9 protein-coding genes are annotated in these 15036 nt (G+C 76.1%); 4 read left to right on the forward strand and 5 right to left on the reverse strand.

Translation table 11 applies throughout. From position 1 onward, the window contains the following. Window positions 1–47: 47 nt before the first annotated feature. Window positions 48–1238, forward strand: coding sequence for a lipase (locus AE652_RS03350; protein ID WP_049649577.1), 1191 nt, complete (start codon window positions 48–50; stop codon window positions 1236–1238). A 71-nt stretch (window positions 1239–1309) separates the two neighbouring features. On the opposite strand, the gene AE652_RS03355 is transcribed toward AE652_RS03350, so the two are convergent. Continuing rightward, a complete protein-coding gene (locus AE652_RS03355) occupies window positions 1310–2224 on the reverse strand; it encodes a chlorophyllase (RefSeq protein WP_049649578.1) in 915 nt (304 codons plus the stop codon). A 99-nt stretch (window positions 2225–2323) separates the two neighbouring features. Between AE652_RS03355 and AE652_RS03360 the strand changes: the two genes are divergently transcribed. From AE652_RS03360 to pip, 3 genes are all read left to right on the forward strand, one after another. Further along, window positions 2324–2914, forward strand: a complete 591-nt coding sequence (locus AE652_RS03360; protein ID WP_049649579.1) for a TetR/AcrR family transcriptional regulator — start codon at window positions 2324–2326, stop codon at window positions 2912–2914. Window positions 2915–3089: 175 nt separating this feature from the next. Further along, the gene (locus AE652_RS03365) at window positions 3090–3533 is read left to right on the forward strand and encodes a hypothetical protein (protein ID WP_049649580.1); all 444 of its coding nucleotides are present in this window, start codon (window positions 3090–3092) and stop codon (window positions 3531–3533) included. Between the two features lie 89 nt (window positions 3534–3622). Beyond that, window positions 3623–4582 carry a prolyl aminopeptidase gene (pip, locus tag AE652_RS03370; protein WP_049649581.1) on the forward strand — a complete coding sequence of 320 codons (960 nt, stop codon included), beginning with the start codon at window positions 3623–3625 and terminating at the stop codon, window positions 4580–4582. 37 nt (window positions 4583–4619) lie between these two features. Here pip and AE652_RS03375 read toward each other — a convergent pair whose 3' ends face one another. From AE652_RS03375 to AE652_RS03390, 4 genes are all read right to left on the reverse strand, one after another. Further along, entirely contained in the window at window positions 4620–6680 is a 2061-nt protein-coding gene (locus AE652_RS03375; RefSeq protein WP_049649582.1) for a DUF2264 domain-containing protein, read from the reverse strand. Between the two features lie 81 nt (window positions 6681–6761). Then, window positions 6762–7274 carry a GNAT family N-acetyltransferase gene (locus AE652_RS03380; RefSeq protein ID WP_049649583.1) on the reverse strand — a complete coding sequence of 171 codons (513 nt, stop codon included), beginning with the start codon at window positions 7272–7274 and terminating at the stop codon, window positions 6762–6764. 93 nt (window positions 7275–7367) lie between these two features. Further along, window positions 7368–7571: an MbtH family NRPS accessory protein gene (locus AE652_RS03385; protein ID WP_049649584.1), complete on the reverse strand. Its 204-nt coding sequence runs from the start codon at window positions 7569–7571 to the stop codon at window positions 7368–7370. Between the two features lie 109 nt (window positions 7572–7680). Next, window positions 7681–15036, reverse strand: a 7356-nt coding sequence (locus AE652_RS03390; RefSeq protein WP_049649585.1) for a non-ribosomal peptide synthetase, incomplete at its 5' end; no start/stop codon positions are given.

Below are 15036 nucleotides of genomic sequence, written 5' to 3' on the forward strand. Positions count from 1 at the left end.
CCCCGGGGGCGAAGCCGCCCGGCTCGTCGGCCGGAACAGTGGAACGCATGAATCGGAGAACACTGCTGTCCTCGGGCGCCGCACTGGCCGCCGCCCTGATCCCGGGTCCGCTCGCGCCGGCGGCCGTCGCGCAAGCGGGGCAGGAGGAACCCGTGCGGTTCCAGCTGCCCGCCCCGAACGGCCCGTACCCGCTGGGCACGGTCGCGCTGCACCTGGCCGACACCACGCGGCCGGACCCCTGGGTGCCCTCCCGCCCCTGCCGTGAGCTGATGATCAGCGTCTGGTACCCCGCCCGCGGCCGCGCGGACCGCCCCACCGTTCCCTGGATGCCTCCGGCGGCGGCCGACCGGTACCTGGGCATCCTCGGCCTGCCTCCCGGCCGGGTACGGCTGGGAGCCACCCACGGCCACGAGGGCGCTCCCGTCGGCGGCCCGCCCGGCCCCCTGCCCGTCGTGCTCTACTCCCCCGGCGCCGACGCGTCACGGTCGTTCGGCACCGGCGTCGTGGAGGACCTCGCCAGTCACGGCTTCGTGGTGGTCACCGTCGACCACACCTACGACGCGGCGGCGGTCGCCTTCCCCGGTGGACGCGTGGAGACGAACCCGACGGGCGGGATCAGCGACTACGCCAAGGCCCTCGCGGTCCGTACCGACGACATCCGCTTCGTCCTGGACCGGCTCGCCGTCCTCCGCGCGGGTGGCCACCCCGGCGTCTGCCGCACCCCGCTGCCCGCCGGCCTGCGCGGGGCGCTCGACCCGCGGCGCGTCGGGATGCTCGGCCACTCCCTGGGCGGCGCCACCACCGCCGCGACGATGCTCACCGACGGGCGGATCACGGCGGGCATGAGCCTGGACGGGGGCGCGGCGGGCCCGGTGGTGGACGCCGGGCTCGACCGTCCGTTCCTGGTCGTGGACACCCTCGGCAAGGGCGGCATGGAGAACAACCCCGCCCTGCGCGTGTTCTGGTCGCACCTGCGCGGCTGGCGCCTGCACCTGACCGTACGGGGAGCCGCGCACCAGTCGTTCGGCGACGACGTGCTGATCCTGCCTCTGCTCGCCCCTCTCCTGGGCAGGTCGGCGTCCGATCTGGAGGAGGATGTCGGGACGATTCCCGGGCACCGGGCACAGGCGTTCCAACGCGCCTACCCGCGAGCCTTCTTCGACCTCCACCTCCGCGACCAGGGGCGGCTGCTCGACGGCCCCTCCCCCGACTTCCCCGAGGTCGACTACGCCCGGTGAACGCCTTGGCTCCGGCCTCGCACGGGGATCACGACCCGGGGAATCCCGCGGGGCGGAGAGGCGGGCCGGGGTCAGTCCTTGTGCCGGAAGGACGCCTGCCCGGCGGCTTCGGTGTCGGCGCGGAAGCGGGACCACGCACCGGGGCCGAGTCCGAGGGCGTCGAGGAGGTACGCGGCGACGGCGTCGGCGACGAGGGCGACCCGGTCGGCGTCCGGGTCGGTGGTCTCGCTCACGGCCTCCCCGGCGATGCCGCCCAGGGTGTGCTCCCCGCCGGAGACGACGAGGAGCCGCTTGGGGGCGGGGCTGAGGTCGAAGGCGTCGAGGAACCAGTCCGGTCCGCGCGTGGACATCCTCGATTGATCCCTGTCGCCCGCGATGACGAGCGCCGGCGTGGTCATGGTGGAGTAGTCCGGCCGCATGAAGGGCAGGTGCTCGACGGCGAACGGCGTGAGCGAGTCGCCCGTGCCGGTCGCCGCGATGAGCACGCCCGTCGTCGCTCCGCCGTGGGAGAGGTCCTCGCCCGGGACGCCCTGGGCGTCGAACACCCGGGCGCCCAGCAGGGCGCCGACGGTCTGGGCGCCCCAGGAGTGCCCGACGAGGGCGACCCGGCTCTGGTCGGCGCGGTCGATCAGGTCGCCCGCCTCGGCCAGGACGGCGTCGAGGTGGTCCAGCACGGCGTGGAGGTCGTCGACGCGCACGCGCCAGATGGTGCCGAAGCGCGGATCGTCGAACCCTATGGCGTTGCGGCGCGAGTCCAGGTGGGTCGGCTGCACGACGACGAAGCCGGCGGCGGCCCAGCGGTCCACCAGCGGCTCGTAGCCGTCCATCGACCACGCGTTGCCGTGGGAGAACACGATGACCGGAAGGCCGCGGCCCTCGGCCGGTGCGGTCACCTTGACCTGCAGGGGCACCGCCCGCTCACCGGCGGGAACGGTGATGGGCTTGACCGCGACGGGCTTCGTCCGGGATTGCGCGGGAGTGAGCATGTGCGGACTCTCTGTCGGGAGGACGCGTGCCGCATACTTGGCGGAACGATGTTCCGCTCACATTAGCGGAACAATGTTCCGCGAACCAGAGGTGAGACCTTGTCCCCATCGGCCGGCTCCAGAGCGGCAGGCGCACAGCGCACCCGCCAGTCCCTGCTCGCGGCCGCGGCGCAGGTGTTCGTCGAGCAGGGCGTCCAGGCGCCCATCCGCGACATCGCCGGCCGGGCCGGAGTCGGCCTGGGCACCGTGTACCGCCACTTCCCCTCCCGGGCGGAGCTGGTCGTCGCGGTCTACCGGCACCAGGTGGACGAGTGCGCGCAGCTCGCCGCCGACCTCGCGGGGTCGCCGCGGCCGGGCGAGGCCCTGGAGCGGTGGATGGACGCGTTCGTGGAGTTCCTGGTCACGAAGCACGGACTGGGGGCGGCGCTCCAGTCCGAGGACCCCGGCCTGCAGAGCCTGCACTCCCTGATGCTCGACACGCTGGTCCCGGCCTGCGCCTCGCTCCTCGCCGCCGCCGCGGCCCGGGGCGAACTCGACCCGGACGTCACCGCGTACGCGCTGATGCGCGCGGTCGGCAACCTGTGCATCCTGGGCCCGGGTTACGACCGCGAGCATGCGCGGGCCATGGTCTCCCGGCTCCTCGCCGGCTGCCGGACCACCATGCCCCCGGACGGTCCCGCGGCGGCCTGACGACGGGAATCCGCACGGTCTTGCCACGGGACGCACCGTCGGGGTCACCATCGATCAGGCGACCCCATCGGGACGGGGAGATGCGCCGGAGGCCGGGAACGGCCGCGACGTACAATCGCGGCGAAAACGAAGCGCCGGGCCGGGGTTCCGGCACCGGCGTGAGGGAGGGGACAGGATGTTCGGTTCGGAGAAGAAGCTCAACGACATGGCGGCGCGGCTCAGGCCCGACCTGAGTCGGGAAGCGCTCGGCGTCGGGCCGGACTTCCCGGGCATCGCCCCGAACCCGGTCCTGAGCAGGGACGCACGGAAGCGCAATGCGGAACTGCGTACGGGGGCGCTCGCGCTCGGCGTTCTCGTCGACTGGCGGGAGATCAGCAGCGGCGGCAGTCCACGCGTGGCCCTGATGCTCGACGTGGAGACCGCCGACGGCATCTCGTTCCGCGGCATCGCGGACGAGAACCTCACGATCACCGAGATCACCCGACTCGCCCCGGGGCAGACGTTTCCCGTGCGCTACCGGCCGGCCGTCATGGACCACTACGTCGCCCTCGCCCGGGACGCGGACCCCGCCCACGTGCAGCGGCTCTCCGACGAGATCGCGAGTCGCAAGCGGACCTGACCCGAAGCCAGTCGAGTGCGAACCGGCTCCGGGGCGGAGCGCCAGCGGTGCCTTCCGCCCGTTGCGGCCCCCGCGTACGATCGGCGGTCATGGTTGACCTCTATCCTCCGACCGAGCCGTACGACACCGGGTTCCTGGATACCGGAGACGGCAACCGCCTCTACTACGAGCAGCTCGGCAACCCGGACGGCAAGCCCGCCCTGAACGTCCACGGCGGCCCGGGTGCGGGGGCGCCGCGGCGGCCGACCCGGGCCTGGGACCCGGAGCGCTACCGGGTGATCCGCTTCGACCAGCGCAACTGCGGCCGCAGCACCCCGCACGCCAGCGACCCGGCGGCGGACATGAGCCTGAACACGACGCGGCACCTGATCGACGACATGGAGCGGCTGCGCGAACACCTCGGTGTGGAGCGGTGGTTGCTGAACGGCGCCTCCTGGGGGTCGACCCTCGTCCTGGCCTACGCGCAGCGGCATCCCGGGCGGGTCACCGAGATCGTCATCCCGGCCGTGACGACGGCCCGGCGGGCCGAGATCGACTGGCTCTACCGGGGTGCCGGACGGTTCCACCCGGAGGCGTGGGACCGGTTCCGCGACGGCGTCCCGGAGGAGGAGCGGGACGGCGACCTGTTGGCGGCGTACGCGCGGCTGATGGAGAACCCCGACCGCGCCGTCCGGGAGAAGGCCGCCGCCGACTGGCTCGCCTGGGAGGACGCGGTCGTCTCCAACGAGCCCAACGGTTCGCCCGGCATGTACAGCGACCGCGAGGTGGACGAACGGATCGCCTTCGTCCGGATCTGCGCCAACTTCTTCAGCCACGGCGCCTGGCTGGAGGAGGACCAACTGCTGCGCGACGCCCACCTGTTGGCCGGCATCCCGGGTGTGCTCGTCCACGGCCGGCACGACATGGGCTGCCCGGTGCAGACGGCCTGGGAGCTCGCGAAGGCGTGGCCGGGGGCACGGCTCCACATCATCGAGGACTCCGGGCACGCCGGCAGCGAGGCGATGGGGCAGGCGACCCGGACCGCCATCGAGGAGTTCAAGAACCGCTGACCCCCAGGTCTCGGAGGCGACCTCGCCGGCCCTGAACTCAGGTCGCCGGACCGCGGTCGCCCGGGGCCTGCCACGGCAGGACCGGGCGGACCAGCAGTGTCCGCCCGTCCGGCCACGTCAGTCGGACCTCGGTGCCCGCCACCCGGACCGTCACCTCCGGTGCCGGGGGCGCCCCGGGCGCGCCGGTCAGCAGCACGGCGCCGACCACCACCTCGATCCGTTCTGACGAGTCGTCACATACCGGTGCCGGAGCGGGCGGGAGCACGAGGAGGGGCACGGCGCAGCGGTGGCCGAAGGCGTTCGCCCGCTCGCGGCGGTGCACCTCCGCCGCCGTCCAGCCGTGCAGCCCGAGCACCGCGCTGACCAGCCCCGGCCCGTTCGCGCCGGGTGCCGTCCGGACGGCCGCGCCCGGAAGCTCCCGCAGGACCGTCTCCGGCGCCGCCTCGGCCGCCAGTGCGTAACCCCCCTCGCGCAGGCCCCAGCCGGGCGGCCGGCGCAGGCCGTGCACCCTGATCTCCCAGGGCCCGGCCGGCACCGAGACGCTCACCACGGGCGGCGGGGCCGCGCCGGGGACGGGCCCGCCCGGGGGCAGCGGCCGGTGCCAGGAGGCGGCGTACCGGTCGGTCACGGCGAGCGGGTGGATGCGCTCGCGGCGGGTGGCGGTGCCGTCGGGCAGGAGCAGCGCCAGGTGGTTGTCGATCCGTGGCGCCTCCGGACCGATCACCGGCCCGGTGCGGGTCGAGTAGGCGAGCCTGGCGTAGTGCGGCTCGTCGCGTTCGACGGCCGGCGGGGCGGTCAGGTAGCAGGAGCCGTGGTTGAGCACCCGGACGAGCCCGTCGGCGGCGGTCCGGTGGACGAGGAACCCGGGGACGGGCAGCGCGGCCGTCAGGTCGGCGCGCTCCCGCGCGAGCGGCTCCTCGGGCGCCGTCCACGCCGGGTGGCCGGCCGGGAGCAGCAGCCCCAGGAACCCCATGGCCGCCGCGTACGGGGAGCCGGGCGAGCTGTAGACCTGGGCGGCCGCGCTCTGCTCCCCGTACCAGCCGAGCGGGAGCAGGCCGCGCGGGTCGGGCGCGCCCCGCTCGGTGAAGTGCCGCAGCACGCCGGAGGCCAGGCGGCGGGTCTGCCCCGGGGTGAGCGGGGTCGCGCCGTCCAGCGCCCCGAGCCAGAACGGGGCCAGGCAGGCGAAGCGGTAGCTCAGCGACCGCCCCTGGTGGAGCACCGCGCCGTCCGGCCCGAACAGCCAGCGGTACTGGGCGAGGAAGCGGTGCAGCCGTTCGCGGTACAGCGCCGCCCTGGCCCCGGCGCGTTCCCCGGCGATCCGCGCCCAGAGCAGCGGGTAGAGGTGGAACCCCCAGGCGTTGTAGTGGTCGAAGCGGCGGCCGGCGTCGTAGGCCGCTTCCGGGCCGACGGCGAACTCCCGCGGGCCGCCCGAGCGGTAGTCGTGGCGGGTCTCCGGCCCGTCCAGGTACCAGCCGTCGCCGGAGTACCACGGCTCGATCCGGTCCAGCCGGTCCTCGATCTCGCCTCGGTCGTGCCCGGCGCCGACGGAGGCGAGGAACTCGCCGACCACCGCCTGGAAGAGCACGTGGTTGTTCTCCCGGACGCCCCGGCCGACCGTCCCGCCGAGCCAGCCCGCCACCTGCTCGCGCTGACCGGGGGTCAGCCGCTCCCAGATCCACGGGCGGGACTCGTGCAGGGCCACCGCGAGCGACGCGGCCTCGACGATCTGCTGGGAGTAGTCGGTGACGGCCGGCCAGCGCTCCGGCCCGCCGGGGTCCGTGCCGGCGAGCAGCCCGGTGGTGACCTGGTCGGCCAGCTCTCCGAGGCTGCCGCGCGCCGGCTCGTCGCCGGCCGCCAGCCGGACGGCGGCCAGCACCGCCGTCCGCGCGAAGCCCTCCAGGCCGTCGGTGTCGCCACCCGACCAACTGCCGCGCCCCGGTGGCGAGATCCGCGCCCCGAACGGGCTGCGGTAGGGCCGCAGGGACGCCAGCAGGTGGTCCGCGACGGCGATCCAGTGCCGACGGGTCCAGCCCGTCACCGGCGCGCCCGCCCGGTCCTCGGGCGGCAGGTCGAGCCCCGCGGTCGGTCGGTCCCGCATACGGCGGCCTCCTGGTGGCGACGGTGCCGGCGGCTCCGGCACCCTCACCGTACGGCCGGGCGCGCCGCGGGCCCGGGCGGCTCAGGCCGGGTCGGTGGTGGAGACGGCAAGCAGCTTGGTCACCGAGCCGTCGTCCCCGACCACGTCGCGCAGGTGGCGGAAGCCGAGCCGCCGGCACATCGCCAGGCTCGGGGTGTTCTCCGCGCCGACCATGCCGTAGACCTCCTTGAGCCCCAGTTCGTCGCCGGCGTAGCGGATCAGGCCGCGGACCACCTCGGCGCCCAGGCCCCGGCCCCAGAACTCCGGGGCCAGCGCGGTGACCAGCTCGTGGCCGTCGACGTTCCCGGTGCGCTTGACCTCGGCGTGGCCCGCGTACGCGCCGTCCAGCCAGAGGCCCCAGATGTCGAAGAGGTGCTGCGGGTAGACGTCGGTCAGGATCGCGCGGAACAGCGTGCGGATGTCCGGCTCGGGCACCAGGTCCTGGCCCATCCAGCGGCACACGTCCGCGTTGCGGAGCAGGGAGACGAAGGCGTCCTCGTCCTCGGGCCGGTAGGGGATGAACTCCAGGTGCTCGGTGCGCAGCTGAGGGGTCATGCCGCTCTCCTCTTGGGTCGTGGTGGTTCGGTGGTGCGGCAGCCGTGGGGCGGGGCCGGTCGGCGCGGCCGGCGGCCCCGTCCCCGCGGCCGGTCAGGCTCGGGCGTTCTCCATGCGCTCGCGCAGGCTCTTCGGGCGCATGTCGGTCCACACCTCGTCGACGTAGGCGGTGCACTCGGCCTCGGTGCCCTCGGTGCCGACGGGCTGCCAGCCGGCCGGGACGTCGAGGTCGGCGGGCCAGAGGGAGTACTGCTCCTCGTCGTTGCGCAGCACCTGGTAGCGGGTGTTCTCGTCCATGTCGGGCTCCTTCGTCATCGCGGGTCGGTCTCGGCGGGGTCGGTACGGGTGGGCGGGGTCGGTGCGGGTCGGTACGGGTCGGCGGGTCCGGTACGGGTGGGCGGGGTCGTCACCGTCCTTCCCGGGCGTGCCGGGCGATCTGCCGCAGGGCGGCGGCGAAGTCCTCGGCGGCCCGGCGGACGGCCCCGGTGCCGTGCACGGCGGGCCGGTGGTGCCAGGTGAAGGCGAGGCGTCCGTGCTGGGCCGCGCCGACCACCTCCAGCGGGTGGGAGCCGCCGTCCCGGGGGTCGTGGTCCTGGCCGAAGGAGCCGAGTTCGGCGCGGACCAGGCCGTCGCCGGCGGCCTCGGGCCGGGCGTCCCACTGGCCGAGGTAGTTGAAGACCACCTGGCCGTGGCCGCCGCTGGCGAGGCGCTCGCGGACCCCGGGCGTCCCGAAGGTACGCAGGGCGCCGAAGCCCAGGCCGTTGCCGGGCACCGCGCGCAGCTGGCGGCGGACGGACTTCACCAGGGCCCGCCAATCGCGGTCCGGGCCGGGCTCGGCCGGGTCGGGGACGTGGAAGGTGACGGGGTGGACGGTGGTGAACCAGCCGACCGTACGGGACAGGTCGACGCCGTCCAGCAGGTCCTCGCGGCCGTGCCCCTCCAGGTCCAGGCCGATCCGCTGCTGCCCGCTCCAGCGGGCCAGGGCGAGGGCGAGGGCGGCCAGCAGCACGTCGTTGACCCGGGTGCGGTAGGCGGCGGGGGCGGCGCGCAGCAGCGCCTCGGTGTCGGCCTCGTCGAGTTCGACGGTGACCGCCGCGGTCTCGGCACCGCCGGGATCGGACGGACCGCCGGTCCCGGACGGGCTGCCGGGCAGGGCCGCCCGGGCGCTCACCGCCTCCTCCCAGTACGGGAGTTCGTGGTCCAGGCCGCCCTCGGCGACATGGGCGGCGAGCCGCTGCGCCCAGTCCCGGAAGGAGGTGCCGCGCTCCCCCAGGGTGACCGGCCCGCCCTCGACGGCCTGGCGGTGGGCGCTCTCCAGGTCGTCGCGCAGCACCCGCCAGGAGACGGCGTCGACGACCAGGTGGTGGGCGACCAGGAGCAGCAGGGCCGGGTGCTCCGGGTGGCCGGTGAACAGGGCGGCGCGCAGCAGCGGGCCGCGGGCCAGGTCGAAGCCGGCGTGCAGCTCGTCGGCGGCCTTGGCCATGGCCGCGTCGGCGGCCCCGGCGTCCTGCCCGGTCAGGTCGTGGTGGACCAGGAGGTCCTCGGCGGGGGCGGGCGGCGGGTTGAACTGGTGCCAGCCGGCCTCGTCGCGGGTGAAGCGCATCCGCAGGGCGTCGTGGTGTTCCAGCAGGGCGTCGAGCGCGGTGCGCAGCGCCGCCGGGTCGGGGTCGGCGGCGAGTTCGAGCAGGGTGGACTGGTTGAAGTGGTGGTGGGCGGCGCGCGGGGTGGTCAGGAACCACTCCTGGATGGGGGTGAGCGGGACGCCGCCGGTCACCGGGCCGTCGTCGGCGCGCTCGGTGGCGGTGCGTACGACGGTGGCCAGTTCGGCCACGGTCTGGTGGCTGAACAGGTCGCGGGTGGCCAGGTGCAGGCCGTCGCGGCGCAGCCGGGAGACCACCTGCATGCTGAGGATGGAGTCGCCGCCGAGGAGGAAGAAGTTGTCGTCGGCGCCGACCTCGTCGAGGCCGAGGACGTCGGCCCAGATCCGGGCGATCCGGCGTTCGAGGTCGGTCTCCGGCGCCCGGCCGGGGCCGGCCGCGGCCTGGGCGGGACCGGGGTCGGGCAGGGCCCGCCGGTCGAGCTTGCCGTTGGGGGTGAGCGGGAGCCGCTCCAGCGCGACGAAGGCCGAGGGGACGAGGTGCGGCGGCAGCGTCTCGGCGAGGTGGAGCCGCAGGTCGAGGGCGGGGGCGCCGGCGGTGGCGTCGGCGGGGACGACGTAGCCGACCAGCCGGCCGCCGCCCGGGCCGTCGGCGCGGACGGTGACGACGGCGTCGCGCACCAGGGGGCTGCGGCGCAGGGCGCTCTCGATCTCGCCGGGTTCGATCCGGAAGCCGCGCAGCTTGATCTGCTCGTCGGCGCGTCCGGCGAACCGGAGCTGGCCGTCGGCGGCGCGGCGGGCGAGGTCGCCGGTGCGGTACATCCGCTCGCCGGGGGCGCCGTACGGGTCGGGGAGGAAGCTCCGGGCGGTGAGGCCGGGGCGGCCGAGGTAGCCGCGGGCGAGGCCGGGGCCGGCCAGGTAGAGCTCCCCGGTGACGCCGGGCGGCACCGGCCGCAGGGCGGTGTCCAGGACGTACGCGCGGGTGGCGCCGCTGGGGCGGCCGATCGCGGGGCTGCCGCTGCCGGGGGCGAGCGGGCCGGTCCAGGTGGCGACGACGGTGGCCTCGGTGGGGCCGTAGGAGTTGACCATGCGCCGGCCGGGGGCCCAGGTGTCGACCAGGTCGGCCGGGCAGGCCTCGGCGCCGACGACCAGGGTGCGCAGCCCGGTCAGGGCCGCGGCGGTCTCGGGTTCCAGGGTGGCCAGGGCGGCCGGGGGGATCAGGGTGTGGCTGATCCGGCGGGCGGTCAGGGCCTCGGCGAGCCGTTCGCCGACCAGCGGCCCCTCCTCGCCGGTGACGAGGGCGGCGCCGGAGAGCAGCGAGATGCACAGTTCCAGGACGGAGGCGTCGAAGCTGGGCGAGGCGAACTGGAGCACCCGGTCGCCGGGGCCGACGGCGTACTGCTCGGCGGCGGCGGCCGCGAAGACGGCGAGGCCGCGGTGGGTGACCAGGACGCCCTTGGGCGTTCCGGTGGAGCCGGAGGTGTAGACGGCGTAGGCGGGGTGGGCGGGGGTGAGGGCGCTGGTGCGGTCGGCGTCGGTGGGCGCGGTGTCCGGGCCCTCGGCGGACCAGACCTGGGCCGGGTCGTCGAGCAGCAGGTGGGCGGCGGCGTCGCGGACCATGAACTCCCGCCGGGGCGCCGGGTAGTCGGGGTCGACGGGGAGGAAGGCGCCGCCGGCCTTGGCGACGGCGAGCTGGGCGACCACCATGGCCGCCGAGCGGGGCAGGGCGAGGGCGACCAGCCGCTCGGGGCCGACGCCGCGCCGGATGAGCTGGTGGGCCAGCCGGTTGGCGGCCCGGTCGAGGTCGGCGTAGCTCAGCTCCCGTTCGCCGTCGAGCAGGGCCGGTGCCCCGGGGGTGGCGGCGGCCCGGCGCTCGAACAGCTCGGGCAGGGTCGCCTCCGCCACCGGCCGGAAGCCGCCGTGCGGCTCGGCGGGCGACTCGTCCGGGCCGGCCAGCGGCAGCGCGCCGACGGCGCGGGACGGGTCCTCGGCGACGGCGGTGAGCAGGGTGGCGAGCTGGCCGGCCATCCGCTCGACGGTGGCCGGGTCGAACAGGTCGGTGTCGTAGGTGAACAGGCCGTGCAGGGCGCCGCTCGCGGTCTCGACGAACTCCAGCACCAGCTCGAAGGGCGTCCGTACCGCGTCGGGCTCGATGCCGGTCACGTCGAGGCCCGGGAGGTCGGGTTCGGCGGACGGCGCGTTCTGGAGCACCACGTGGACCTGGAACAGCGGGCTGCGGCTGGTGTCGCGCACCGGCTGGACTTCGTCGACCACCTTCTCGAAGGGCACGTCCTGGTGGGCGAAGGCGTCCAGGACGGTCTGCCGCACCTCGCCGAGGAGGGCGTCGAAGGGCTGTCCGGGCTCGACCCGGGAGCGCAGCACCAGGGTGTTGACGAAGAATCCGACGAGCCGCTGGACCTCGGACCGGTGCCGGCCGGAGGTGATGGTGCCGACGGTGATGTCGCTGTCCCCGCAGAGCCGGGCCAGGTAGGCCTGGGCGGCGGCGACCAGGGTGGTGAACAGGGTGGCGCCGCGCCGCCGGCCGACCTCGGCCAGCCGGCGGGCGGTGTCGGCGGGCAGTTCCAGTCGGACGGTGGCGGCGTTGGCGGCGTTGGCGGTGCGCACCGCGGGCCGGGGCCGGTCGGTGGGCAGCTGCGGCGGGACCACGCCGGTCAGTTGGCCCTTCCAGTAGGCGAGCTGCTCCCCGGTGGGGGCCCCGGCGGTGCGCTGCCAGTGGGCGTAGTCGGCGTACTGCACCGGCAGGGGTGCCAACTCGGCTTCGGTGGAGCCGAGTTCGGCGCGGTAGAGGTGGGCCAGGTCGGTGAGCAGCACGCCGGTGGACCAGCCGTCGGTGACCATGTGGTGCAGGGTCAGCGCCAGCACGTGCTCGCGGTCGGCCAGCCGGGCCAGGGTGGCGCGCAGCAGTGGTCCGCGGCGCAGGTCGAAGGGGCGGGCGCGGTCGGCGGCGAGCAGGTCGCGCAGGGCCCGTGGCCGTTCGTCGGCGGGCCGCCCGGAGAGGTCGTGCAGCGGCAGCGGTACGGCGTGCGGCGGGTGGACGAGTTGGACGCCGTGGCCGTCCACGCTGTCGAAGGTGGTGCGCAGCGACTCGTGCCGGGCCGTCAGGGCGTCCAGGGCCGCGCCGAGGGCGCCGGTGTCGAGGGTGCCGCGCAGCCGCAGCGCGAGCGCGACGTTCTCGGAGACGCCGGGCGTGAACTCCTCCAGGAACCAGAGGCGCTGCTGGGCGTGGGACATCGGGGCGGCGCCCGTGCGGGGCACCGGGACGACGGGCGGGCGGGCCGGGGCGGCGGGCTCCTCGGTGAGCAGCCGGGCCAGGCCGGCCGGGGTGGGGTGGTCGAAGACGGCGCGCGGGCCGAGCTCGGTGCCGAAGGCCTCGGTGAGACGGGCGGCGAGCCGGATGCTGAGGATGGAGTCGCCGCCGAGGTCGAAGAAGCCCTCGTCGGTGCCGGGCGGGCGGATGCCGAGGACCTCGGCGAAGAGCTCGGTGGTGCGGCGTTCGGCCGCGGTGCGCGGTTCGACCCGCTCGCGGCGCCCGCCGGGCCGCTCCTCGGGGGCCGGGAGGGCGGCGCGGTCGACCTTGCCGTTGCGGCTGAGCGGGAGGGCGTCGAGCGGGACGAAGGCGGCCGGGACGAGGTAGTCGGGCAGGGCGCGGGCGGCGAAGTCCCGCAGTTCGCCGGGGTCGGGGGCGCCGTCGGTGCCGACGGTGTAGGCGACCAGCCGGCGGGCGCCGGGCCGGTCCTCGCGGACGACCACGGCGACGTCGGCGACCAGCGGGTGGGCGGCGAGGGCGGCCTCCACCTCGGCGGGCTCGACCCGGAAGCCGCGGATCTTCACCTGGTCGTCCGCGCGGCCGAGGAACTCCACGGTGCCGTCGGGGCGGCGCCGGGCGAGGTCCCCGGTGCGGTACATCCGGGCACCGGGCGGGCCGGAGGGGTCGGCGAGGAAGCGGGCGGCGGTCGCGCCGGGGCGGCCCAGGTAGCCGCGGGCCAGGCCCTCGCCGGCCAGGTAGAGCTCGCCCGCGCAGCCCGGCGGGACGGGCCGCAGCCGGGCGTCCAGGACGTGCGCCCGGCGGTCGTCCAGCGGGCGGCCGATCGGGACGGTGTCGGGCACCGCGGCGGCGTCCGACAGGGCGTGGGCGGTGGCGAAGGTGGTGGTCTCGGTGGGGCCGTAGCCGTCCACCACGGTCAGCCCGGGGCAGGCCGCCAGGACGCGGCGCACGGCGGCGGCGGGCACCACGTCGCCGCCGGTCCACAGGGCCCGCAGGCCGCCGAAGCAGTCCGGCGCGTCCTGGGCGAGCAGCCGGAACAGCCCGGCGGTGAGCCAGAGCGCGGTCGGCCCGTCGGGGCCGGCGAGGCGGCGCAGCAGGGCGGCGTCCACCGGCCCGTCGGGGGCGACGAGCACGCAGCCGCCGTTCAGCAGCGGCGCCCAGACCTCGAAGGTGGCGGCGTCGAAGGCGACCGGCGAGTGCAGCAGCACCCGGGCGCAGCGGCCGCCGGTGAAGCGGCTGTCGGTGGCGAGCGAGGCGACGTCGCGGTGGCGGACGGCAACGGCCTTGGGCTCGCCGGTGGAGCCGGAGGTGTACATCACGTACGCCAGCCGGTCGGGGTCGGCGGGCGGCAGGTCCGGGGCGGCCGCCCCGTCGCGGGCGGCGGCGACCTGTCCGGCGGTCAGGGTCGCGGCCGCGCCGGCCCGCTCCAGCAGGGTGCGGCGGCGCTCCTCGGGGGCGCGCCGGTCGACGGGCAGGTAGGCGCCGCCGGCCTTGAGGACGGCCAGCTGGGCGACGACGAGTTCGGTGCCGCGGTCCATCGCCAGTGCGACCCGGTCCTCGGGGGCCAGGCCGTCGGCGAGCAGCCGGGCGGCCAGCCGGTCGGACCAGTCGTCCAGCCCGCGGTAGTTCAGCTCGCGCCCGCCCTCGCGCACGGCGGGGGCGTCGGGGGTGCGGCGGACCTGTTCGGCGAAGATCCGCAGCGGGCTGCGCGGCTCCGGCGGGCGGGCGGTGGCGTGCCAGGAGGCGAGCAGGTCGCGGTCGGCCGGGGTGAGCGGGTCCAGTGCGGCGAGGTCGCCGTCCAGGCCGTCGGCGAGGGCGGTCAGCAGCTGGGCGAGGCGGTCGGCGGCGTCCCGGGCGGTGCGCTGGTCGAAGAGCGCGGGGTCGTACGCCAGGTCGAAGGCGAGCTGTCCGCTCAGGTGAGCGCGCAGGCACCAGGGGAAGGTGGTGGCGTCGTCGGCGCGCACCTCGACCACCCGGACGCCGGTGCGGTCCGCGGCGGACTCGTCGACGGGGTAGTTCTCGAAGACCAGCATGCTGTCGAACAGCGGCTCCCCGGCGGGCAGTTCGCTCAGGCCCTGGATCCGGGTCAGCGCCAGGTGGTCGTGGCCGCGGCCCTCGCTCTGCCGGTCCTGGAGGTCGCGCAGCCAGGGCAGCACGCCGCCCGAGGGGATCCGGACCCGGGCGGGCACGGTGTTGATGAACAGGCCGATCATCGTCTCGACGCCGGGCAGTTCGGCCGGGCGCCCGGCGACGGTGGTGCCGAAGACCACGTCCGCGGTGCCGCCGTAGCGGGCCAGCAGCAGCGCCCAGGCGCCCTCGACCAGGGTGTTGACGGTCAGTCCGGCGGCGGCGGCGTTCTCCCGCAGCCGGGCGGAGGCCGCCTCGTCCAGGACGCGGTGGACGGCGGCGGTGGAGCGGGCCCGGTGGGCGCCGGCCGGGCGGCGGTCGTAGGGCAGCGCGGTCCGTTCGGTGAACCCGGCCAGCACGGCGCCCCAGTGCTCCTCGGCGGCCCGCCCGTCCTGCTCGCGCAGCCAGGCCAGGAAGTCCGCGAACGGGCGGCGGACGGGGCGGGGCGCCTGCGGGCCGCCGGTCAGCGCGGCGTACTCCTCGCAGACCTCGGTGAGCAGCTGGCCGGTGCTCCAGCCGTCCAGGATCACGTGGTGGGTGGACCAGAGCAGCAGCACCTCCTCGCCGGGCAGCGCGGCCAGGACGAGGCGGGTGAGCGGCGCGGTGCCCAGGTCGAGCCCGGCGGCCCGCTCCTCGGCGAGCAGCCGCTCGGTCTCCTCGGCCCGCCGTTCGGGCGTCAGGGCGCGCCAGTCCAGGTGGCGGACGGGCAGGGCGGCGCGGCGCGCGACCAGCTGGACGGGGTGCGGCAGGCC

Origin of the sequence: Kitasatospora sp. MY 5-36 (assembly GCF_001182915.1) — a bacterium.
Taxonomy (GTDB): Bacteria; Actinomycetota; Actinomycetes; order Streptomycetales; family Streptomycetaceae; genus Kitasatospora.